Origin of the sequence: Brachybacterium sp. UMB0905, assembly GCF_002871795.1 — a bacterium.
GTDB lineage: Bacteria > Actinomycetota > Actinomycetes > Actinomycetales > Dermabacteraceae > Brachybacterium.
On the sequence record NZ_PNHL01000001.1, the window covers coordinates 315990 to 339001 of the forward strand.

Here is a 23012-nt window from a genome sequence, read left to right on the forward strand (position 1 = left end):
TCTGGCTTGGAGGGCACGCTGTCGGGTGTCTCAGCAACGGCGCAACTAGGTGTAGTTGGTCATGACGTTGTCGACGCCCTTGTGGTTGCGCGCAGCCTCCGCGAACCAGGTCGTGATCGTGGTGGGGTGGGTGATCGCGGTGCCGACGACGACCGCATCCGCCCCGGCGTCGCGGGCCTCAGCAGCCTGCTGCGGGGTGTGCACGCGCCCCTCGGCGACCAGCAGCTGTCCCTCCCCGAGACTCCCGGCGAGCTCGCGCAGCAGCGCGAGGTCCGGCCCGTCGGTCTTCCGCCGGGCGTCGGTGTATCCGGCGAGGGTCGTGCCGATGAGCTCGATCCCGAGCTCGGCGGCGGCCTGCGCGGATTCGACGCTGTCGCAGTCGGCCATAAGCGGCCCGTCGAAGCGCTCCCGCAGGCCCGCCACGGTCTGGGTGAGAGTGCGCCCGTCGGGCCGCTCGCGCAGGGTCCCATCGATCGCCACGATGTCCGCCCCGGCCTCGGCGACGGCGAGCGCATGCTCGAGCGTGGGGGTGATGAACACACCCTGCTCGCCGTCCTTCCAGATCCCGATCACCGGAACGCTCACCGCGGCCTTGACCTGGCGGATGTCCTCCAGGCCCTGGGCGCGCACAGCGGAGGCCCCACCACGCTCGACGGCGGCGGCGATCTGCGCCATGGTCCGCGGATCGCGCATCGGCTCCCCGGGGTAGGCCTGGCAGGAGACGATCAGGGTGTTCGTCAGGTCGGCAGGGTTCACGCGCACAGCTTCCTCCAGGCGTGCTCGGCCGCCCCCAGCAGGGCGGCATGGACACCGGCCGCAGCCGGCAGGATCGGGGTGGCGGCCACGACATCCATGGCCTCATGGGCGATGCCGCGCTCGAGCTCGTGCTGCCAGGCCTCGCTCGCGCCGAGGACTCCGCCGGTGAGCGCCACCACGTCGGCATCCAGCAGGTTCAGCGCCCCACCGATCACGCGCCCGGTGGCCCAGCCCGCGAGGCGGTAGGCCTCCTGGGCGATCGCATCGCCCGCGCGGGCGGCCGCGGCGAGCGCCCGCCCATCGGCCGTGATCTCTCGGGCGGCCCCGAGGCGGGTGGCGAGGGCGAGGATCCCGGGACCGGAGGCGAGGCCCTCGAGGTGACCGGTCCGGCCGCAGGGGCAGGCCACCCCGTCGGCCTCGGGAACCGGCAGGTGACCGAGGTGCCCGGCGGCGCCGCGGGTGCCGACGTGCACCATGCCGCCGCTGACCATTCCGGCGCCGATCCCGGTGCCGACGGCGACCAGCAGCAGGCTTTCGTGCCCGCGACCCACGCCGTGGACGGCCTCGCCGAGAGCGTGGGCCTGCACATCGTTCAGCACCGCGACCGGCAGGTCCTGGCGCGCGGCGAGCTCAGCACCGAGCGCCGTTTTGGCCCAGCCGCGGATCGCATCGGTCGCGTGGGTGACCTCGCCGCTGCCGGGGGCGATGACCCCCGCGGAGGCGATGCCCAGGGCCATGGGGGCCGACGGGGCCGCGTTCCCCGGAGCGCGTGATGCCGCGGCGGCGCGGACGGTGCCGAGCGCCCCATCGGCCGCCGCGATCACCGCCGATGCGCCCTCCTGCGCGGGGGTCGCGACGGTGTGCTCGGCGAGCACTCGGGCGGCATCTGCCGTGCGCTCCACAAGCGCGGCGGTGGTCTTGGTGCCGCCGATATCCAGGGCCAGCAGCGTGCTCACGGGGACTCTCAGCGGGAGGCGGGCGTGAGGCCGGCGGCCTCGAGGATCCCCGCGACCATCGCCGTATCGGCCTCGTCGAGCGCTTCGAAGGGCTGGGGCACCTGGCGAGAGCCGATCACGCCCAACAGCTGCAGGGCCGTCTTGAAGGAGCCGACGCCCGCGCCCCAGCCGACCTGTCCGCGCACCCCGAAGGCGATGCCCATCAGCTCGGCCAGGCGGTCCTGCTCGGTGCGCACGGCCTCCCAGTCGCCGCGGCGGGCGGCCTGGTCCAGCCGCACGTAGCCCTCGGGGTCGACATTGCCCAGGCCCGGCACGCAGCCATCGGCGCCGGAGAGGTAGGCACCATCGACGACGACCTCGTGGCCGGTGAGGATGGACAGCGGCGAGCCGGCAGCGCGGTTGGCGAGGATGAGCCGACGAAAGGACACGTCATCGCCGGAGGAGTCCTTCACCCCGGCGATCGCGCCACTCTCCCCCAGGCGCACGAGCATCGCGGGGTCGAGCTTGGTGTGGACGCACACGGGGATGTCATAGGCGTAGACGGGGATGTCCGCGTGCTCGCCGAGGATCTGGAAATGGCGCTCTACCTCCGCCGGGGCGGTGATGGCGTAGAAGGGTGCGGTCGCGACGACGGCATCGGCCCCGAGCTCCTGCGCCTGGTCGATGCGCTCGATGACCTCGGCGGTCTGCGGCGCAACGACGCCGACGAGCACAGGGACGCGGCCCGCGACGATGCGCACGGTCTCGCGGACGATCTGCTCGCGCACGCGCATCGGGTGGAAGGCCGTCTCGCCGGTGGAGCCGAGGGCGAACACGCCGGCGATGCCGGCGGCGAGCATGCGCTCCAGGACGCGCTCGAGGCCCTCGACATCGAGGGTGCGGTCCTCATGCAGGGGTGTGATGACCGGCGGGATGACGCCGGTCAGACGGGGGGCGGGCTGCTCGCTGGTGCTCACGATGCTCCTTCGCAAGGTCCCGCGCGGAGGCGCCGCGGGAGTCGACTCGAGTGGACATCAGTCATCTGATGTCTGCTCGAGGTTACGGTGCGAGCGGCTCCGGCGCAAGGCCCTGCGCACTCTTCGTCTCGAGCACCTCGATCAGCGGTGCATAGTGCTCGTCGACCGCCGCGAGGTAGGCAGGCAGATCCCCCGCCTCGGCGGCGCGCAGCATCTCGCCATGCGCCTCGGCCGTACGCTGGATCCGCGCGGGGACCGGCACCTGCAGCAGCTGCACCAGGTCGGTGTGCAGATCCCAGAAGGCGCTCAGCAGATGCTCGCCGAGCCGGTTCCCGGTGGCGCGCTCCATGAGCGCGGCATGGAAGGCGCGGTCCTGCTGCGGGAAGGGCTCCCCGCGCTCGGCATGCTCGACCATCTCCGCCACGAGCCCATGCAGATCCTCGTGATGGGTGCCAGCCAGAGCCTCGACCACCTGGCGCCCGTAGCCGACGTCGAGCGCGCGGCGCACCTCGACGATGTCCTCCAGTGTGGTGAGCGCGCCGCGGGCATCGATCCGCGAGCGGAAGGTCACCGAGTCCACGAGCGGACGCAGGGACACTGCGCCAACGAAGGTGCCGTGGCCATGGCGGACATCCACGATGTCCAGCGCATCGAGCTTACGGATCGCTTCGCGCACGCTCGAGCGGCTGACGGCAAGCTCCTCGACGAGCTCGACCTCGGTGGGCAGCAGATCGCCCGGGCGCAGGCCGCGCTGGACGATGAGGTCGCGGATCATCTCCGCGGCAGTGTCGGAGGCGCTGGGGCGCCGTTGCCTGGACATGCCGGTCCTCCTGGAGGAATCGCGACCACCCGGGCCGAACACGCTCCGTCGGCCCCATTCCGGCAGTCACTGGTCTGACGTCTCCTCATCGTAGTGCGCTCCGGCGCGAGGCATCGGCGCTTCCCCGCCGGGTCGGCAATGCGCTACGCTCTCCCCAGAGTTCGGACATCTGATGTCCTAGCGTGGTGCCGACGTCTGCACCCGCACCCGTCGGCCAGCATCCCGCACCGGCACCCACCCGCCATCTCGAAGGAGACCGATGGACACCGTGGAACTGGGCCTCGTCAACTGGGGCGTCATCATCCTCTATTTGCTGGGGATGCTCGGCGTGGGGATCTACTTCACGCGCCGCGCCTCGACCAGCACCGATTCCTACTTCCGCGCAGAGGGTCGCATCCCCGCCTGGGCCGCGGGCTTCAGCATCTACGCCACAACCCTCTCGGCCATCACCTACATGTCCACGCCCGAGCAGGCATACCTCAACGACTGGGCGTATGCGGCCGGCAACCTCGCGATCTTCGCGATCGTGCCGCTGCTGATCCACTTCTACATCCCCTTCTTCCGCAAGCTCAACGTCACCACCGCGTACGACTACCTCGAGGAGCGGTTCAACCCGCTGATCCGCGTGCTCGGCTCGCTGATGTTCGTGCTGTTCCACATCGGCCGCATCGCCGTGGTGGTGTACCTGCCCACCCTCGCGATCACCTCCGTGACGGATATGAGCCCGCTGCTGGTGGCCGGCCTGGTGGGCGCCCTCGCTGTGCTCTACACGTTCCTGGGCGGCATCGAGGGCGTCATCTGGTCCGATGTCATCCAGGGCATCATCCTGCTGGCGGGCGCGGTGGTGATCCTGGTGGCCGGATTCCTCGCGATCGACGGGGGCCTGGGCACCGTGATCAGCGACGGCATGGCCGACGGGAAGTTCATCACCGGCGCGAACTGGGACCTCACCAACACCGCCGCCGCGGCGATCCCGATCATCTTCATCGGCTCGGTGTTCAACAACCTGTACCAGTACACCGGCTCGCAGGACGTGGTGCAGCGCTACCAGACCACCGCCAGCCTCAAGGACACCGCGAAGTCGCTGATCACCAACGGCATCCTCGCGCTCATCACAATCCCGCTGTTCTACGGCATGGGCACCATGCTCTACAGCTACTACGCGCGCGGCACCTCGCTGCCCGAGGGCGTGAACACCTCCGCGATCGTGCCGTACTTCGTGGTGAGCGTGCTGCCAGCGGGCCTGGCGGGCCTGGTGATCGCCGCGATCCTCGCTGCTGCGCAGTCCACCCTGAGCTCCTCGATGAACTCGATCTCCGCGTGCCTCACGGTCGATGTGTGGAACCGCTTCGGGCAGAGCCGCGGGCTGAAGCCCGCCTCCGTGGGCGTGGCCCGCGGGATCATCATCGTGGCCGGTCTGCTGGGCGTGGGCGTTGCGCTCTACCTCGTCTCCACCAATCAGGCCGAGACCTGGAACCTGTTCCTCTCGATCATGGGCCTGTTCGGGGTGCCGCTCGCGGCGGTGTTCGCGCTGGGCATCTTCACGCGGCGCGCCAATGGCGCCGGTGTGCTGCTGGGTCTCGCGGCCGGGTCTGTGGCGGCGTGGATCGCGCAGTCGAATGGGGCGAACCCCTTCACCGTCTCGACGATCGGGTTCCTGGTCACGCTCGCGGCCGGTTACCTGCTGTCCCTGCTGTGGAGTGCGGTGCGCGGGAGCGATGATCACGACATCACGCCGCTGACGATCTTCGGCACCGACACCGCGTACACGCGCCGCGGGACTGCGGCCGAGGAGGCGGCTGCCGACCGCCGGTGACGTTTGTGATGCGCTGGTGACCGATGCGGCGGCCCGCATCGGTCACCAGCGCATCACATTCGACGTCGCTCCGACTTCCCCCAGCCCAGACGGCTGCGAAGTGGTGCTTATCCGCCGTGCATAAGCACCACTTCGCAGCCGTTTCGCATGGGGTGGACAGGGCGCGCGGGGAGAGCCGATACCGCCCGGATGGCCGAGACTCCCTCAGAGACACGACTGATACGAGGGATGAGCGGCATGGCAGAGAGTGCGTGGAAGGCAGAGGTGGAGGTATCGGATCGCCTCGACGCGGCAGACTGGTCGAATCGGGACGACGTGGCAGACGGGTCGAATCGGGACGACGGGACGAGCGCGGCGGGCGCTGGCCGCGCGAGGTACGTGAGCGACGCGATCGGGACCGCACCTGACGGGCCGGCGATGGGTCCGCCTGCCCGGTCCGGACGGGGTTCAGCTCTGCGTGCTGTGCTCGCCCGCGGAGCGATCGTCGTCGTCCGAACCCGCGCCTCTCGTCGTCTCCGCGAGCTTCTCCCGGCGCGTGCGCAGGGCGCGGTGGGTCGCCGTGAACACGACGATCACGACGATCACCGGCACCATCACGTCCACCAGCCAGCCGGGCACGGAGAAGGGGAGGCCGATGTGCGGCAGCAGGTCCAGCAGCCAGCGCACCGCCTCGCCGATCGGGCGGAGGATCGCGGCGATCAGCTCCTGGACCGGGCTCAGCAGGGCATCGAAGAACTCCCGCACCGGTCGCGTGACCTCCCCGATCCAGTCCCGGATCGGCTGGGTGGCCTGGACGATGGCGTCGACGACGGGCCGGATCCGCGCCTTAATCCATTCCTTGACGGGATCGAGCAGTCCACTGAACAGCGCACCAAGGCCCAGCAGCGGGATGAGGAACTTCGCCGCCTTCGCCAGCGCAGCGATCAGCGCATAGCGGGTGGGATGGGCCGTGCGCTTCTCGTCGCGCAGGGCCGACGGGGATCCCTCCGCCGGGACGAGCAGGGTGGTCCGGAACCCGTGCCGGACCTCGACCTCGCCGGCGCCGCCGAGCCCCGCGGTGCGGATCGTGATCACCTCGCAGTCCTTGACCTCACCGTCCTCGCGACGACGGCGCACGGTGCAGCGCAGCGTGGAGAACCCCTCGTCGAGGCCGAACTGCAGGTCGTCGTCGGCCGCGTCGTCATCTATCGCATCGCCGCTGGTCGCGTCGTCGTCGCTCGCCCCGCGCTGCTCCCGGGCCTTCCGTGCCTTCTCCTTGGCCTTGGGGTCGTGCTCGATCCCGTCGATGACTACGGTGAAGGAGGTGTCCAGCAGGCGATGGCGGGCGCGGACGAGATAGTCGTGCTCGCCGGCGCGGCCGCTGTACTCGACGTCGGCGGCGAAGCGGTTCGCCGTCTGCTCTCCGAAGGGGACCTCCTCCTGGGCGGCGTCGGTCCTCCCGTCGCGCCCGTCGGCCGCGCCGTCGAACCCGTCCGCCGTCCCGTCGGCCCCGTCGGCCCCGTCGGCGGCACCGTGCGTCCCTTCCGCCTCCTCGGTGATCCCGTCGGCGCCGTCCGCCGTACCGGCAGCACTCGTCAGCGCCTCATCCGGGGAGGCGGGATCGGTGTGGTCCACAGGTGTGCGAGACATGGCTCCACTGTCCCAGGCCCGCTCGCGACCGACATCCTCCGCACGTAGGTTCTCGCCTTCTCCAGGTCCTCCGATCGGCCGAGGGCCCCACGGCTCCCCCCGACCCGCCGACGGCGGCGCTCCCTCCGGTCGGCCAGGCGCTCACGGCGCCGCCGCCGCACCGTCCCGGGCACCACCGCTCGGCCCCTCACCCCCTTCAGCGCCTGGCAGCAGCACACAACCCCATAGCTGCACTAATGTGACCCCATAGCAATATTGTTGAACCTGGGAGCATGAGCGCGTAGCGTCCCGCTCGTGAAAGCATCAACCACCTCCTCCTCGGCCTCGACGCGGTCGCGCAACCCGCTGACCGCGATAGCCCGCATCCCCTTCGGCTGGCAGGTCCTGATCGGCCTCGTCCTCGGCATCGTCCTCGGTCTCGTCGCCGCCCAGATGGGCCCGGTCGCCGAGACCGAGGCGAACCCCGACGGCGCGAACTGGCTGACCACCACGCTGGACACCATCGGCACCATCTTCGTGACGCTGCTCAAGGCGCTCGTGCCGCCGCTGATCTTCCTCGCAATCGTCACCTCGATCGCGAACCTGCGCGGCGTGACCGGCGCGGCCCGCCTGGCCGCCCAGACGCTCCTGTGGTTCGGCATCACCTCGCTGATCGCCGTGCTGATCGGCATCGGCCTGGGGGTCCTCACCTCCCCCGGCACGAACTCCGGCGTGGACGCCTCCGCGGCGCAGGCCTCGAGCACACAGGGCGGCTGGATGGACTTCCTGCGCGGCCTCGTGCCCACGAACTTCCTGGGCATCACCGGCTCCGCGGGCGATGACGGCTCGGTGAGCCTCAGCTTCAACGCCCTGCAGATCCTCGTCATCTCCATCGCGGTGGGCATCGCCGCGCTCAAGGTCGGCGAGAAGGCCGAGCCATTCCTCAAGATCACCGCCTCCGGACTCGAGATCGTCCAGAAGCTGCTGTGGTGGGTGATCCGCCTGGCGCCGATCGGCACCGTCGGCCTGCTGGGCACGGCCGTGGCCAGCTATGGCTGGGATGCCATCGGGCAGCTGGGGGTGTTCACCCTGGATGTGTACGTCGGGATGCTCATCGTGCTGCTGGTGGTCTACCCGGTGCTGCTGAAGCTCAACGGCCTGTCCATCGGCTCCTTCTTCCGCGGTGTCTGGCCGGCGACGTCGCTGGGCTTCGTCTCCCGCAGCTCGCTGGGCACCATGCCGATGACGCAGACCGTCACCGAGCGCATGGGCGTGCCGCGCCACTACGCCTCCTTCGCGATCCCGCTGGGGGCGACGACGAAGATGGACGGCTGCGCCGCGATCTACCCCGCGCTGGCCGCGATCTTCGTGGCGAACTTCTACGGCGTGCCGCTGCAGATCACGCACTACCTGCTGATCGTGCTGGTCGCGGTGCTGGGCTCGGCGGCGACCGCGGGCATGACCGGCGCGACCGTCATGCTCACCCTGACGCTGTCCACCCTGGGGCTGCCGCTCGAGGGCGTGGGCCTGCTGCTGGCGGTCGACCCGATCCTGGACATGGGCCGCACCGCCCTGAACGTCACCGGCCAGTCCCTCGTGGGCGTCATCGTGGCCAAGCGCGAGAAGATCCTGGACCAGGCGGAGTACGACGCCGCCCGGCACCGCGCCTTCTCCACCGAGCCGGCCGAACCCGCCCCGGAGCCGAGCGCAACTGCCTGACCCCCGGCCCTTTCCCACAGACCGCTGCGAAATCGTGGGAATGAGGTAGTCATTTCCACGATTTCGCAGCGGGATCCGCGACGGGCGGGAGCGCAGAGCGGGCGGCGCGGGGCGGTGCGGCGGAGCGATGGGTCGTGTGCCGACGGGGTGGGGTGCGGCACCACCGGGGGCCTGCGCCTTCCGTGCACCGCGCGTCCCCGGCTACAGTGCCCTCGTCCCCGCGGCCCCGTCGGCCGCCCCGCAGTGCATCTACCTCGGGTCCACCCGGACCGTCCAAGGCGGCACCGACCGTCAGGAGCTTCGTGAGCGCGCAGCACAGCACCCCCGCCCCCAGCTCCTCCCGCACTGATTCCGGCGCCCCACGCACGGCCCCATCGGCCTCCGGCACTCCGCCGTCGGCCCCGCGCACTGCACCGTCGGCCCCGAACTCCCCGGACGCTCCGGACGCTCCGCATTCCCCGCGCTCCCCGATCACGCTGCGGCGCGCGGCCGGTGCCGCCTACTTCCCCATCGCGTTCATCGCTCGCTTCCCCTTCGCGATGATGGTTGTGGGCACCATGACCCTGGTCGTCGCGGCGCGCGGCTCGATCGCGCTGGGCGGCTGGAACGCGGCGGTGCTGGGGCTCGGCTCGGCGCTCGTCGGCCCGCTGCTGGGCTTCTTCGCCGACCGCTTCGGGCAGCGCCCAGTGCTGCTGCTCGCCGGGACGCTGAACTCCCTGGGTCTGCTGGCCCTCGCGGCGGTCGCCTACAGCTCACTGCCGGATACGGTGGTGCTCGCCGTCGGGTTCCTCATCGGCGCGACGTCCCCGCAGATCGGCCCGTTCTCCCGCACCCGCCTGGTGCATCTGATCCTCACGCGGCTGCCCGAGCCGCGGCGTGCGAGGACATTGAACGCAACGATGGGCTACGAGTCCGCGGCCGATGAGACCGCCTTCGTGTTCGGGCCCCTGGTGGTGGGTCTGCTCGCGACGACCATGACGCCGGTCGCCCCGATGATCGGCGCGGCGGTGCTGACGCTGATCTTCGTCACCGCCTTCGCTCTGCATCCCACCGCCCGCGCCACCCCCGCAAGCACCGACTCCCCCACCCGCCAGGCTCCCGCGCATGAGCTGCGCTCCCTGCGGATCCTCATCGTCGTCGCCGGGGCGCTCGGTGTAGGGCTGTTCTTCGGCACCGTCCTCACCTCCCTCACCGCCGTGCTCGCCCAGTCCGGCCGCGCGGATTCCGCGGGGCTGATCTACGGGGTGATGGGCATCGGCTCCACGATCCTCGCGCTGTCGATCGGCCTGTTCCCGGAGGGTTTCAGCCTGCGTTCCCGCTGGGTGGTGTTCTCCGCGCTCATGCTCGCCTCGATGCTCGGCTTCGCCCGGGCCGACGGGGTGGGCGGCCTGGTCGCGGCGATGGCAGTGGCGGGCCTCGGCATCGGCCCGACGATCGTGACGCTCTACAGCCTCGCGGCCGAACGCGCACCGCAGGGCCGCTCCGCGACCGTGATGACGATGCTGGGCTCGGCCACGATCGTCGGCCAGTCAGCGGCCTCCGCGCTGACCGGAGCGGTCGCCGAGAGCGCGGGCACGCAGGTGGCGGTGTGGCTCCCGGTGGCGGCGAGCGCGATCGTGGTGCTGTGCGCGGTCCTCAACGCCCTGGGCACCACCCGGCTGATCGAGCAGGCCGCCCGGCGCGAACACGCGGCGGCGCAGCAGGCGCAGGCCCTCGCGCAGAAGCCCGCCGACCGGCTCTGACCACCCGCCTCAGCGCCACAGCACGTGCGCGAGCGCCTCGCGCAGGCGCGGATGCGCCACCTCCATCCCGCTCGCGCGCAGGCGCGCCCCGGAGACCTTCTGGTCGGTGCGGATCAGCTCGTCGGCCCCCTCGCCGAGCGCCAGGCGCGGCCCGATCGGCGGCACCGGCACCAGGGCTGGACGGTGCAGCGCCCGGCCCAGCTCCCGGGCGAAGGTCGCGGCGTCCACCGGGTCCGGGGCGACCGTGTTCACGGGGCCCTCGAGCGCGGGCTCCAGAACAGCGTGCGTATAGGCGCGCACCATGTCGTCCAGCGTGATCCAGGACAGCATCGCCTCCGGCGCGGTGAGGCGCCCGCCCATGCCCAGCCAGAACAGCGGCAGCTGAGGCAGGAGGGAGCCGCCGCCGTCGGAGAGCACCAGCGGTGTGCGCAGCAGGGCGAGGCGCACATCCTTCCGAACGCCGCCGGCCGCGGCCTCCCAGTCGCGCACCACGTCGGCGAGGAACCCGTCCCCGGGGGCCGACGCCTCGGTGAGCAGCTCTCCGGGCCGGCGCGGCCCATATATCCCCACGGCGCTCGCCTGGATGAGGGCCGACGGGCCCTCGCGCATCCCCGCGAGGGTGCGGGCCAGCAGCTCGGTGCCCTGGATCCGGGAGTCGCGGATCTCGCGCTGCGCCGACGCGGTCCAGCGGGTGGCGATCGACCGGCCGGCGAGGTTCACCACCGCATCCACGCCCTCGAGGTCCGCGACATCCAGGCGGCCGGACTGCGGGTCCCAGGCGATCTCCCCCTCCCTGGCGCTCTGGCCCCGGCGCATGCGCAGCACCCGGTGCCCGCCGGTCTCCAGCAGCGCCGCGAGCTGCGTACCGATGAGTCCCGAGGAGCCGGTGATCGCCACGGTGCGGCGCGGGACGTGAGCGAAGCGAGCGTGGAAGGCGAGGTCCTCGCGCAGCTGGCGGGTGCGGAAGGCGAGGAGGCGGCGCACCCGCTGCGTGACCAGCGGCTCGAGAGCCCGCAGGGCGCGGGGCAGCTCGATCTCGATCGCATCGTGCACGATGCTGGCCGCAGGCCCGTCGGCGCTGACCTGGTGCTCGTGGCGCCAGGTGCGCCAGGGGCCGCTGGCCTGCTGGTCCACGAAACGGCCTGCGGCGGGATCACCCTGGGCGTGATGCAGCACCCAGGCCGGGCGCAGCAGGTCTGGCAGCAGTGCGGGACCCAGGTGGGCGCCCACCACGCGCCCGGCGCGCATGCCGCCCTCGGCCGGGTCATCCAGGGTGGCGAGTCCGGGCGGGGTCAGGCGCACCACGGCGCCGGGGCGGTCGAGCCACTCCAGCACCTCGCGGGCGGGACGGGCGATGCGGGCGGTGGAGCGGATCTGCACAGGACCTCCCTGGGGTGACGGGACCACCACGCTACGCGGCCGCGCTCTGCGGCGTGCGACGGGCGGCGCCTCACCGCCCTGCCTGCACGCCCCGCCGGGGATCCGGCCGAGCATGCGACGACCCCTCGTGCACCTGCCAGAGCCCACCTGCCCTTGCTGCCGTCAGGCCCTGGGGGAGTTCGGAAGGATGACACCGCACGAGGGGTCGCGTGCCACTGTACCGAACCAGCCCGGTCCGCGGCACGTCGGCCAGCTGTGATGTGCGCGGAACGGCCCCTGATGTGAGCGGGGCGGCCTCCGATGTGCGCGGGACGGCGCGAGAGCCAGTGCCGTCCGGTCGGCCCGACACGACGGCCAGTGACCGATTGGTATCAGTCGCGTAACAGCCCGTAGGAACTCCCCACCGGGACCTTTGTCGCGCTACTGTGCGGTCAGGCCCACCTGGTGATCACGCTCACAGAGGCGCGCGATCCCCCGTCGGCCTCCCGTCCCCACTCCCCTTGGAGCGTCCATGTTCGACACCCTGATCACCGGGGCCAACAACCTGGTGTGGTCACTGCCGCTGGTGGGTCTGCTGCTTCTCGCCGGCCTGTACTTCTCGCTGCGCACCCTGTTCGTGCAGGTGCGCGGCCTCCCCGACATGCTCACGCAGCTCAGCCGCGGCGAGTCCTCGCCCGACGGCACAAGCTCCTTCCAGTCGCTCATGATCTCCCTGGCCGGCCGCGTCGGCATGGGCAACATCGGCGGCGTGGCCACCGCGATCGCGCTCGGCGGTCCCGGGGCCGTGTTCTGGATGTGGTTGATCGCCTTCCTGGGCGCCTCCACCTCCTTCATCGAGTGCACCCTGGGCCAGATCTACAAGGAGAAGGACCAGGACACCGGCGAGTACCGCGGCGGCCCCGCGTACTACATCGAGAAGGCCTTCAAGCACACCTCGGCCCGTGGATTCTTCCTCGCCTACGCGATCGTGTTCGCGGTGGTCACCATCGTCGCGATGTGCTTCTTCCTGCCGGGCGTGCAGGCCAACGGTATGGCGTCGGCTGCGTACGAGGCCTGGGGCCTGCCCCACTGGATCAGCGCCGTGGCCGTGCTCATCCTGCTGTCCTTCATCATCGTCGGCGGCATCAAGCGCATCGCCCAGTTCGCGGTGATGGTGGTGCCGGTGATGGCGGCGCTGTACATCCTGCTGGCGACCATCGTGTTCTTCGTGAACTTCGACCAGATCCCGCACGTTTTCGGTCTGATCTTCTCCAGCGCCTTCGGGGCGAACGCCGTGTTCGGCGCGATCGTGGGCAAGGCCGTGGAGATGGGCGTCAAGCGCGGGCTGTACTCCAATGAGGCCGGCCAGGGCACCGGTCCGCATGCGGCCGCTGCGGCGGAGGTCTCGCACCCGGCCAAGCAGGGCTACGCCCAGTCCTTCGCGGTGTACGTGGACACCCTGTTCGTCTGCACCGCGACCGCCTTCCTGATCATCTCCACCGACATGTACCAGGTGTTCAAGGTCAACGCCGCCGGCGAGGAGGAGTCGATCTACCCGGGGTCGATCCCCGAGGGCACCGACTACGGTCCCGAGTTCGCGCAGAACGGCTTCGAGTCCGTGTTCGCGGGCCTGGGCCCCACCTTCGTGGCGGTGGCGCTGTTCTTCTTCGCCTTCACCACCGTGGTGGCCTACTACTACATGGCCGAGGTGAACCTCACCTACCTCAACCGCTGGATCCCCAACAAGATGCTGCGCCAGGTGCTGGTGCGCATCCTGCAGGCTCTGATCCTTGTGGCCGTGGTGTTCGGCGCGACCACCCAGACCGGTACCGCATGGACCCTGGGCGATATCGGCGTGGGGGCCATGGCCTGGCTGAACGTGGTGGCGATCCTCATCCTGCAGGGCCCGGCCCTGAAGGCCCTGAAGGACTACCACGCGCAGAAGAAGGCCGGGAAGGACCCGCAGTTCGACCCGCGTCCGCTGGGCATCAAGAACGCCGAGTTCTGGGAGCTGCGGGCCGATGGCCTGGTGCGCCAGGGCGAGACCGGGGAGGAGCTGGCCCAGAGGGCCGAGGGGCACTGACTCCGACTCCTACCCCAGCACAGAACGCAGCAGCCCGTCCCGCGGACCGCGGGGCGGGCTGCTGCGTTGTCACGCGGGACTGGCAGGGGGCGAGCCGACGGCCCTGGTCAGCCGGTGGCGGCCAGCTGCGGGGGTGCCGGGTCAGTCGGCGGGGTCGGCTTCGGCGACGTCGGCTTCAGCGGTGTCGGTGCCGTACTCGGCAATGTCGTCCTCGACGGGTGCGTACAGCGGGGGCAGCTCCCCGCCTTCCTCGCGGGCGCAGCGCAGGGCCAGCTCCCGCTGGGCCATGCGGCGCAGCGTGGACAGCACCGGGTCGACCATCACTGCGCCGACGACCACCCGGTGGATGGCGTCGGCGGAATCCTCGGGCAGGTCCGTGAGGTCCGCCTGGGCGGCCTTGGACATCGCCTCGGCATAGACATCCATGCGCGCGTCATCCAGCGGGATCTTCGCCTGCTCGCAGGCCTGCCACTGCCAGGCGAGCTTGTCGATCAGCGGATCGTCCTCCAGGACGCTCCACCCGTGCGCGAGCGCCCAATCGCGGGCACGCGCGGCATCCACCTCCGGGACCGGGGAGGCGCTCTGCAGAGCCTCCTGAGCGGTGCACAGCACCGTCATGTGGTGCTCCTGCTGCCCCTCGTCGAGGGCCTGGACCACCTTGCGCACCGCAGCGATGCCCAGTCCACCCACGATGGTCAAGGCACGGATCAGGCGGATGCGCTCGACATGGGAGTCGTCGTATTCGCTGGAGGTCCGGGTGGTCGGGCGTCCAGGCGAGAGCAGCTCCTCGCGCAGATAGAACTTGATGGTGCCGACGGGAACGCCGGTACGTTCGGCGACCTCGGATATGCGCACCTGTGGGCTCCTTTCGGGCCAGCGGCCCCGGTGTCAGTTCACCGCAGCTGCTCCACACACCGTGGTGCAGCTGCGAGGCGGTCGGATGCGGGATGTTCACATCACAACACCATCACGGTGCGGAATGCTCACATTCCGCACCGCCCTCGCGGAGAGAATTCAGCTCAGGCTCACGGAGAGCCTGGGCATACGGTACACAGAAAACGCGCGGCGAGACACCACGCCGCAGTGCCTGCCCGACGACACCGGCTATGACCTGCAGGTTCCCTCGGCGAGTTACCGACTGGGCGAGATGCGGCCGGATCCATCCGGCGCCGAACACGAGATCTCAGCAACACATAGCGCTCTGCCCATGCGGGACTTCTGGACACCCGATCACCGGATCGTGACGCTTTCCGAAGAAAAACTATCTGATTACGCCATCGGCGTCAGCATTCGGTTCTGCCGCGCGTTCCGATGCGTGCCCACCGGGCTCTGCGGCCTCCGGACCCGGCTCGCCGTCATCCGCCATGCCGCCGGAGAACTGCGACCAGTACAGGCGGTGGTAGGCGCCTTCGGCCGCGAGCAGCTGATCGTGGGTGCCCTGTTCGACGATGTCGCCGTGCTCCATCACGAGGATCACGTCCGCATCGCGGATGGTGGAGAGGCGATGGGCGATCACGAAGCTCGTGCGGTCCGTGCGCAGCGCCGCCATGGCCTGCTGGACCAGCACCTCGGTGCGGGTGTCCACGGAGCTGGTCGCCTCATCGAGGATCAGCAGCGCGGGGTCGGCGAGGAAGGCCCGGGCGATCGTGATGAGCTGCCGCTCACCGGCGGAGACGTTCCCGCCGTCGTCCTCGATCACGGTGTCGTAGCCCTCGGGGAGGGTGTGCACGAAGCGGTCCACGTAGGTGGCGCGGGCGGCGGCGAGCACCTCCTCGTCGGTGGCGTCCAGGCGGCCGTAGCGGATGTTCTCGCGGATCGTGCCGCCGAACAGCACGGCGTCCTGCAGCACCATGCCCACCTGGGAGCGCAGGGCGCCGCGGGCGAGATCGCGGATGTCCACCCCGTCGAGGGCGATGCGGCCGGAGTCCACCTCGTAGAAGCGCATGATGAGGTTCACCAGGGTGGTCTTCCCGGCGCCGGTGGGGCCGACGATCGCGATGGTCTGGCCCGGTTCGGCCACCAGGTTCAGGTCGGTGATCAGCGGCTTCTCGGGCGTGTACGAGAAGGCGACGTGCTCGAACTCGACGCGGCCGGCGGCGGGAGCAGCGGACGGCGCTCTCCCGTCGGCCCCGGTGGCCCCGTCGGCCCCGTCGGCCCCGTCGGCCCCGTCGGCCTCGGCAGCGTCCACGGCGCCGGCGGCGTCGGGCTCCTGTTCCTCCGCGTCCAGCAGCTCGAAGATGCGCTCGGCGCTCGCCACGCCGGAGATCAGCATGTTCGCCATCCCCGCCACCTGGCCCAGCGGCTGGTTGAACTCGCGCGAGTACTGGATGAAGGCGGTGACAGCGCCGAGGGTCATCTGACCGCTCGCCACCCGCAGCCCGCCGACCACAGCGATCCCCACGTAGCCGAGCCAGTTCACCCACTGCATGATCGGCATGATCATCCCGGAGAAGAATTGGGCGGCGAAGGACGCCTCGAACAGCTTGCCGTTGCGCTCGTCGAACCGCTCGGCCATGTCCTCCTGGCGGCCGAACACGGTGACTAGCTCGTGGCCGGTGAAGGACTCCTCGATGTGCCCGTTCAGCCGGCCCGTCTCCCGCCACTGGGCGGTGAACAGGGTCTGGGAGCGGCGGCCGATCACGCCGACTACCACCCCGGCCACCGGCACGGAGATCAGAGCGATCAGCGCCAGCTGCCAGGAGAGGTAGAACATCATGAACACGATCCCGATCAGCGTCAGGACCGAGTAGACGAGCGTGGCGAAGGCCTGCTGCATGGCCTGCTGGACGTTGTCGACGTCGTTCGTGGTGCGCGAGAGGAGGTCGCCGCGCTGCGTGCGGTCGAAGTACGACAGCGGCAGGCGGTGCATCTTCGCCTCGATGTCCTGGCGCAGGCGGAACACCACGCGCATCACCACGTCGTTGAGCACGCGGCCCTGCAGCCACATGAACGTCTGCGCCACCACGTACATCACCAGCACGATGACGATCAGCCGACCGAGCTGCCCGAAGTCGATGCCCTCGCCGGGGACGAAGTCCATGCCGGAGAGCATGTCCGCGGCCTGATCCTGACCGGCCGCGCGCATCCCCTCGATGACCTGCGCGGGTGTGGCCCCAGCGGGCATCTGCGCGGAGAGGATCCCGCCGAAGATGACGTCCATCGCCTGGCCCAGCACATGCGGCGCCCACACGTTCAGCACCACGGCGATGACCACCATGACCAGCACGGCGGCAAGGCCCACCTTCTGGGTGGAGAACAGCCCCAGCAGCCGTTTCGCGGAGGGCCAGAAGTGCTTGGCCCGACGGTTCGGCGGGGGCTGCGAGTTCGAGGTCGCGTCCATCTCCTCGAGGTCGTCGGCGGCCGGGGCGGCGGCGGTGTCCTGCGTCGCGGTGGTGCTGTGCTCGCTCATGCCAGCTCCTCCTTGGTGACCTGCGAATCCACGATCTCGCGGTAGGTCTCGCTGCTGGCCAGCAGCTCCTCGTGGGTGCCGCGGCCCACCACGCGCCCGTGCTCGAGCACGATGATCTGATCGGCCCCGGTGATGGTCGAGATGCGCTGGGCCACGATCACCTTCGTCACCCCGGCCGTGGTCTGCTCGAGGGCCGCGCGGAGGTTCGCATCGGTCGTGACGTCCAGGGCGCTGAAGGAGTCATCGAACAGCAGGATCCGCGGCTGCGCCACCAGGGCGCGGGCGATCGAGAGGCGCTGGCGCTGCCCGCCGGAGACGTCGGTGCCGCCCTGGCTGATGCGGGAATCCAGGCCGTGGGCCACCTCGTCCCCCACCCCCGTGGTGCGTTCGCGCACGAACCCGTCGGCCTGCGCGGTGGTGAGGGCCTGCCAGATCTGCTCGTCACTCACCTTCGGGGCGCCGAAGCGCATATTGGAGCCGACGGTGCCGGAGAACAGGTACGGCTTCTGCGGCACGTAGCCGATCGCGGCGGTCAGCTCACGGCGGGCGAGATCCGTGACCGGCACACCGTCGACGAGGACCTCGCCGCTGGTCGCGTCATACAGGCGCGGCAGCAGGTTCAGCAGGGTGGTCTTCCCGGCGCCGGTGGAGCCGACGATCGCCGTGGTGGTCCCGGGCAGGGCGGTGAAGCTCACGCCGTCCAGCACCGGCTCCTCCGCGCCCGGGTAGGAGAAGGTCACGTCCCGCAGCTCTAGGCGGCCCTCGCGGCGCTCGGGGGTGCGGGGTTGCTCGGGCTCGTGCAGGGTGGGATCCGTGGTGAGCACTTCCATGATGCGGCGGGCGGTGATCAGGGCGCGCGGCAGCATCATGAACATGAACGAGCCCATCATCACGGCGCCGAGGATCTGCAGCAGGTACTGCATGAACGCGGTCAGGGAGCCGACCTCCACGAGCTCGGCGTCCACCCGGTGACCGCCGAACCACAGCACTGCGGCGGTGGCCAGGTGCAGGATCATCGTGATGATCGGGCCCATGAGCACGAAGATGCGGCCGATCGCGACCGACGTGTCGGTGAGGACCTGGTTGGCGTCCTCGAAACGGGCGCGCTCATAGTCCTCGCGGACGAAGGCCCGCACCACGCGGATGCCCATGATCTGCTCGCGCATCACCCCGTTGATGGCGTCGATGTTCTTCTGCATGCGCTGGAACAGCGGCAGCAGCTGGCGGATCAGGATCCCGACGATCACCAGCAGCACCGGCACGCTCACCCACACCAGCCAGCTGAGCCCCGGATCCTCCTGCAGCGCCATGATCACGCCGCCGATCGACATGATCGGCACCATCACCACGAAGTTCAGCGTCATCAGCACGAACATCTGGATCTGCTGCACATCGTTGGTGCCGCGCGTGATCAGAGTGGGGGCGCCGAAGCGGCCCAGCTCCTCGGTGGAGAACGCGTCCACGCGCCGGTAGACGCTGCGGCGGATGTCCCGGCCCAGGCCCATGGCGGCGCGTGCCCCGAACCACACCGCGGTGATCGCGGTGACGACCTGCACCATCGCCACAGCCAGCATGATCCCGCCCACGCGCCAGATATGAGCGGTATCGCCCTTGGCCACGCCGTTATCGATGATGTCCGCATTGAGGCTGGGCAGGTACAGCATCGCGAGCGTGGTGATCAGCTGCAGCACCAGCACGGCAGCCAGGTGCGGCAGGTAGGGCCGCGAATGACGGCGGACCAGGGTCCAGAGCATGAGGGCTCCTCGGGCGAGGGCGGGCGGGGTGAGCGGTCGGGCGGCGAAACAGCGCCGGGGCGGGGTGTGAAGCAGCATGGGAGGCGGGGCCGATGGCGGCCGGGCCTGACGCTCCAGGGTAGTCGACGGGGTCGCGGCGTACGGGGCGGGCTCGAGCTGCGCCATGTCCTCACCTCACGGTGTCCTTACCTCACGGTTGCGCAGCGCCCACGACCGATGCGGCCCCCGGCATCGGTCATTGGCGCCGCACAACCGCGCGCTCAGCGGGGAGGTGAGCCACGGCACACCCTCGTCGGCTCTGTGCGACACCATGAGGTAACGGGGAGGTCACGATCCCCTGCATTTGGCGGTATCGGATTGTCGGACACCGTAGGTTCGGGCAACGCACATGGCCGTGCCCGGGACCGTCAGCACTGGTGCTCCCCCACGGCCCCGACCTACCGGAGTGATCCGACTGGACATCGACAGCCTGATCTCCTCCGTCTCCGGGATCCTGTGGTCCCTCCCTCTGATCGGCGTGATCCTCCTCGCCGGCGTGATCTTCACCGTCCGCACCGGCGCGGTGCAGGTGCGCGGCATCCCCGACATGATCCGGCAGCTGTTCGGAGGAGAGAAATCCTCCGACGGCACCAGCTCCTTCCAATCCCTCATGATGTCGCTGGCCAACCGTGTGGGCACCGGCAACATCGCCGGCGTGGCCACGGCCATCGCCGCCGGTGGCCCGGGTGCGGTGTTCTGGATGTGGTTCGCAGCCCTGCTGGGCGCGGCGACGAGCTTCATCGAGTCCACCCTGGGCCAGATCTACAAGGAGCGCGACCCGGACACCGGCGAATACCGCGGTGGCCCCGCCTACTACTTCACCAAGGGCTTCGCTCACCGCTCCGCCGGCTTCGCCACCGTGTACGGCGTGCTGTTCGCGGCCGTGACGATCGTGGCGATGAGCTTCACCGGCCCCGGCGTGCAGTCCAACGCCATGAGCACCGCGATCAACAACGCCTTCGGGGTGCCGCTGTGGATCGTCGCGATCTTCCTCATGGCGCTGCTGGCGCTGATCATCATCGGCGGCGTGAAGCGCATCGCGGCCTTCGCCTCCTTCGTGGTTCCGCCGATGGCCGTGCTGTACATGCTCCTGGCGCTCGTGGTGCTGGTGCTGAACTTCGACATGGTGCCCACCGTGTTCGGGGAGATCTTCGGCAGCGCCTTCGGCTTCCACGCCGTGTACGGCGCGATCTGGGGGCTTGCGATCAAGTGGGGCGTGCAGCGCGGGCTGTACTCCAATGAGGCCGGGCAGGGCTCGGGCCCGCACCACGCGGCTGTGGCCGAGGTGTCCCACCCCGCCAAGCAGGGCTTCGTGCAGGCCTTCGCGGTGTACATCGACACGCTGCTGGTGTGCTCCGCGACGGCGTTCATCATCCTGTCCACGGACATGTTCGCCGTGTTCGAGGGTGAGACGCACGGCAATCCCACGATCTACGTGGGCGAGATCGGCGCTGAGATCGAGCCCGGCCCCGGCTACGTCCAGGGCGGCTTCGACACCGTCATGCCGGGGCTCGGCTCCGCCTTCGTGGCGATCGCGCTGTTCTTCTTCGCCTTCACCACCCTGGTCGCGTTCTACTACATGGCCGAGGTCAACATGTCCTTCCTGACCCGGAACATGACGAGCCGCACCGCGCGCCGCGTGCTGATCCGGGTGCTGCAGCTGATCACCGTCATCTCCGTGGGCTACGGCGCGGTCAACTCCGGTGGCTCCGCCTGGGGGCTCGCGGACATCGGCGTGGGCGCCATGGCCTGGCTGAACGTGCTGGGGATCCTGCTGCTGCACGGCCCGGCCGTGAAGGCGCTGAAGGACTACTACGCGCAGAAGAAGCAGGGCGTGGAGCCGCAGTTCGATCCGCGGCCGCTGGCGATTCCCGGCGCCGACTTCTGGGAGACCCGCGCCGATCAGCGGGTGGCCGTCGAAGCCGCCGGTGGCGTGGAGGCCCGGCCCGAGTGGGGCTCCGACATCTCCGAGGACCAGCTGAACACCATGATCGACGAGGTCGAGGGCGACGGGCAGCTGTCCGAAGAGAGCCGCCGCGCCGCCCGCGAGGCTGGGGAGGACGGGTCCGGCGGGTCCGGCGGGTCCGGCACGCCGCGCAGCTGAGGCCCGGAGGGGCGCGCTGGGGCCCGGCGGGGAGGGCTGAGGCCCGGCGGAGCGTGCCGGGGGCCGGCGGAGCGTGCCGGGGGCCGGCGGGGCGAGCCGGGGCGCGGTGCGGGCAGCGGAGCGAGGAGCCCCCTGCGCCGGGGCACCGCTTCGCCCCTTACTTCTCGCCGGTGAGCTCCTCGAGCAGCTGTGCCACGCGGGCGTCGATGTCGTCGCGGACCAGGCGCATGCGTTCCTCCCCCTCAATGCCGCGCTCGGAGGGCTCGTCGGTATGCCAGGTGGTGATGGTGCCGCGCATACCGGGCACGGGGTCCACCTGCGCCTCGCCGCCGAGCACCACCACGCGGTCCACGCGAGCCAACAGCTCAGGGTCGATCGGCGTGGGGACTCCGGCCGACATGTCGGCCCCCACCTCGGTGATGACCTGGGCGGACAGGGCGTTGATGGCGCTCGCGGGCTGGGTGCCGGCGGAGTGGACCGCGATGGCTTCGCCCGCACGGTGACGCATGAGCGCCTCGGCCATCTGGGACTTCCCGCCGTTCTTCACGCAGACGAAGAGGACGGACGGGGTACGGGAGGTGCCGGGGACGTCAGAGGGTTCGGCCGCATCGCGGCAGTCGGCGGTGTCAGGGGCATCGGCCGCATCGCGGCGGTCGGCAGTCTCGGCGGCATTCGACGTCGCAGCAGGGGAGCTCATGCGCCCATCATCCCCGCCCCCTCTCGATGCGGCTACGTTCTGGTGCTTATCCATGCCCCATTCCCACAAAAACGCAGCCGTCTGCGGTGAAAGGGTGGCGCACACCCCGCCGTCACCGCTGCGGCAGGGTGGGGTCGCCGGGGAAGAGCTTCGGGCCGATCCACAGCGTGAAGTACACGAGCCCCACCAGCACCGGCACCTCGATCAGCGGCCCCACCACCCCGGCGAGCGCCTGCCCGGAGGCGACGCCGAAGGTGCCGATCGCCACCGCGATCGCGAGCTCGAAGTTGTTGCCCGCGGCGGTGAACGCCACCGTGGTCGAGCGCGCGTAGTCCAGGCCGATCCCCCGGCTGACCAGCAGCGCCACGAGGTACATGAGCACGAAGTAGGCCAGCAGGGGCACGGCGATGCGGGCCACATCCCCGGGCGAGGTGAGGATCGCATCGCCCTGCAGCGCGAACAGCAGCACGATCGTGAACAGCAGCCCATACAGGGCGAAGGGACCGATGCGTGGCAGGAACCGCTCCTCGTACCAGGTGCGGCCCTTGGTCCGCTCGCCGATGAGCCGCGTGAGGAAGCCGGCCACCAGCGGGATGCCGAGGAACACGAGCACGCTGAGTACGATCGCGCCCACGGAGAACTCGACGCTGGTGGTGGGCAGCCCCAGCCAGCCGGGCAGGACCTGCAGGTAGAACCAGCCGAGCGCCCCGAAGGCGAGGACCTGGAACACGGAGTTGATGGCCACCAGCACGGCCGCGGCCTCCCGGTCGCCGCAGGCCAGGTCATTCCAGATCAGGACCATCGCGATGCAGCGGGCGAGCCCCACGATCACCAGGCCCGTGCGGTATTCCGGCAGGTCCGCGAGGAAGATCCAGGCCAGGGCGAACATGAGAGCGGGGCCGACGATCCAGTTCAGCACCAGCGAGGTGATCATCAGGCGCTTATCGGCGCCGATGCGCTGCGTCTCGTCGTACCGGACCTTCGCGAGCACCGGGTACATCATCACCAGCAGCCCGATGGCGATCGGCACGGACACCCCGGCGATGCTCACCGCATCCAGCGCCTCATTGAGGCCGGGGATCAGGCGGCCCAGCAGCAGGCCGAGCACCATCGCGGCGAGGATCCACACCGGCAGCCAGCGGTCCAGGAAGGACATCTGGCCAGCAACATCGCGCGCGGGAGCGGCGGGCGGGG

15 protein-coding genes, 1 other RNA gene and 1 pseudogene are annotated in these 23012 nt (G+C 70.3%); 5 read left to right on the top strand and 12 right to left on the bottom strand.

The features are described from left to right. Positions 1-45: 45 nt before the first annotated feature. The 4 genes from CJ197_RS01385 to CJ197_RS01400 all read right to left on the bottom strand — a co-directional run bounded on the left by CJ197_RS01385 (position 46) and on the right by CJ197_RS01400 (position 3488). A complete protein-coding gene (locus tag CJ197_RS01385) occupies positions 46-756 on the bottom strand; it encodes an N-acetylmannosamine-6-phosphate 2-epimerase (RefSeq protein WP_102235008.1) in 711 nt (236 codons plus the stop codon). After that, on the bottom strand, positions 753-1712 hold the full coding sequence (locus tag CJ197_RS01390) for an ROK family protein (RefSeq protein WP_102234963.1): 960 nt from the start codon (positions 1710-1712) through the stop codon (positions 753-755). Before CJ197_RS01390 ends, CJ197_RS01385 begins: the two co-directional genes overlap by 4 nt. 8 nt (positions 1713-1720) lie before the next feature. Further along, a complete protein-coding gene (locus CJ197_RS01395; protein WP_233190578.1) occupies positions 1721-2668 on the bottom strand; it encodes a dihydrodipicolinate synthase family protein in 948 nt (315 codons plus the stop codon). 82 nt (positions 2669-2750) lie between these two features. Next, positions 2751-3488: a FadR/GntR family transcriptional regulator gene (locus CJ197_RS01400; RefSeq protein ID WP_102234964.1), complete on the bottom strand. Its 738-nt coding sequence runs from the start codon at positions 3486-3488 to the stop codon at positions 2751-2753. A 259-nt stretch (positions 3489-3747) separates the two neighbouring features. Between CJ197_RS01400 and CJ197_RS01405 the strand changes: the two genes are divergently transcribed. Then, entirely contained in the window at positions 3748-5304 is a 1557-nt protein-coding gene (locus tag CJ197_RS01405) for a sodium:solute symporter (RefSeq protein ID WP_102234965.1), read from the top strand. A gap of 447 nt (positions 5305-5751) precedes the next feature. Here CJ197_RS01405 and CJ197_RS01410 read toward each other — a convergent pair whose 3' ends face one another. Further along, positions 5752-6933: a hypothetical protein gene (locus tag CJ197_RS01410; protein ID WP_146007681.1), complete on the bottom strand. Its 1182-nt coding sequence runs from the start codon at positions 6931-6933 to the stop codon at positions 5752-5754. Positions 6934-7227: 294 nt separating this feature from the next. Between CJ197_RS01410 and CJ197_RS01415 the strand changes: the two genes are divergently transcribed. After that, positions 7228-8631, top strand: a complete 1404-nt coding sequence (locus CJ197_RS01415; RefSeq protein ID WP_102234966.1) for a dicarboxylate/amino acid:cation symporter — start codon at positions 7228-7230, stop codon at positions 8629-8631. 302 nt (positions 8632-8933) lie between these two features. After that, positions 8934-10373, top strand: coding sequence for an MFS transporter (locus CJ197_RS01420; RefSeq protein ID WP_233190579.1), 1440 nt, complete (start codon positions 8934-8936; stop codon positions 10371-10373). Positions 10374-10382: 9 nt separating this feature from the next. Here CJ197_RS01420 and CJ197_RS01425 read toward each other — a convergent pair whose 3' ends face one another. Then, complete coding sequence (locus CJ197_RS01425) at positions 10383-11753, bottom strand: TIGR01777 family oxidoreductase (protein WP_102234967.1); 1371 nt, start codon at positions 11751-11753, stop codon at positions 10383-10385. 113 nt (positions 11754-11866) lie between these two features. Then, an RNA gene (gene ffs / locus CJ197_RS01430) (signal recognition particle sRNA small type) lies at positions 11867-11963 on the bottom strand. Between the two features lie 301 nt (positions 11964-12264). On the opposite strand from ffs, the gene CJ197_RS01435 reads away from it, so the two are divergent. Continuing rightward, the gene (locus CJ197_RS01435) at positions 12265-13815 is read left to right on the top strand and encodes an alanine/glycine:cation symporter family protein (RefSeq protein WP_102234968.1); all 1551 of its coding nucleotides are present in this window, start codon (positions 12265-12267) and stop codon (positions 13813-13815) included. 141 nt (positions 13816-13956) lie between these two features. Here CJ197_RS01435 and CJ197_RS01440 read toward each other — a convergent pair whose 3' ends face one another. The 3 genes from CJ197_RS01440 to CJ197_RS01450 form a co-directional block, all read right to left on the bottom strand. Continuing rightward, on the bottom strand, positions 13957-14670 hold the full coding sequence (locus tag CJ197_RS01440; RefSeq protein WP_102234969.1) for a MerR family transcriptional regulator: 714 nt from the start codon (positions 14668-14670) through the stop codon (positions 13957-13959). A gap of 406 nt (positions 14671-15076) precedes the next feature. Next, the gene (locus CJ197_RS01445) at positions 15077-17224 is read right to left on the bottom strand and encodes an ABC transporter ATP-binding protein (protein ID WP_158239331.1); all 2148 of its coding nucleotides are present in this window, start codon (positions 17222-17224) and stop codon (positions 15077-15079) included. Then, positions 17221-18978 carry an ABC transporter ATP-binding protein gene (locus CJ197_RS01450; RefSeq protein WP_102234970.1) on the bottom strand — a complete coding sequence of 586 codons (1758 nt, stop codon included), beginning with the start codon at positions 18976-18978 and terminating at the stop codon, positions 17221-17223. Before CJ197_RS01450 ends, CJ197_RS01445 begins: the two co-directional genes overlap by 4 nt. 454 nt (positions 18979-19432) lie before the next feature. Here CJ197_RS01450 and CJ197_RS01455 point away from each other — a divergent pair, with 454 nt between their 5' ends. Further along, entirely contained in the window at positions 19433-21121 is a 1689-nt protein-coding gene (locus tag CJ197_RS01455) for an alanine/glycine:cation symporter family protein (protein ID WP_369801456.1), read from the top strand. Between the two features lie 157 nt (positions 21122-21278). Here CJ197_RS01455 and CJ197_RS01460 read toward each other — a convergent pair. Together CJ197_RS01460 and arsB are read right to left on the bottom strand one after the other, a co-directional pair. After that, positions 21279-21692, bottom strand: a pseudogene (locus tag CJ197_RS01460) (low molecular weight phosphatase family protein); the annotation flags it as partial. Positions 21693-21930: 238 nt separating this feature from the next. Beyond that, positions 21931-22974: an ACR3 family arsenite efflux transporter gene (gene arsB / locus CJ197_RS01465; protein ID WP_102235012.1), complete on the bottom strand. Its 1044-nt coding sequence runs from the start codon at positions 22972-22974 to the stop codon at positions 21931-21933. Between the last annotated feature and the right edge of the window lie 38 nt (positions 22975-23012).

Excerpts from the sequence above, each read along its gene's own strand:
- arsB (WP_102235012.1), bottom strand. The coding sequence starts at position 22,974 with ATGTCCTTCCTGGACCGCTGGCTGCCGGTGTGGATCCTCGCCGCGATG.
- CJ197_RS01405 (WP_102234965.1), top strand. The coding sequence starts at position 3,748 with ATGGACACCGTGGAACTGGGCCTCGTCAACTGGGGCGTCATCATCCTC.
- CJ197_RS01450 (WP_102234970.1), bottom strand. The coding sequence starts at position 18,978 with ATGCTCTGGACCCTGGTCCGCCGTCATTCGCGGCCCTACCTGCCGCAC.
- CJ197_RS01410 (WP_146007681.1), bottom strand. The coding sequence starts at position 6,933 with ATGTCTCGCACACCTGTGGACCACACCGATCCCGCCTCCCCGGATGAG.
- CJ197_RS01400 (WP_102234964.1), bottom strand. The coding sequence starts at position 3,488 with ATGTCCAGGCAACGGCGCCCCAGCGCCTCCGACACTGCCGCGGAGATG.
- CJ197_RS01445 (WP_158239331.1), bottom strand. The coding sequence starts at position 17,224 with ATGAGCGAGCACAGCACCACCGCGACGCAGGACACCGCCGCCGCCCCG.
- CJ197_RS01435 (WP_102234968.1), top strand. The coding sequence starts at position 12,265 with ATGTTCGACACCCTGATCACCGGGGCCAACAACCTGGTGTGGTCACTG.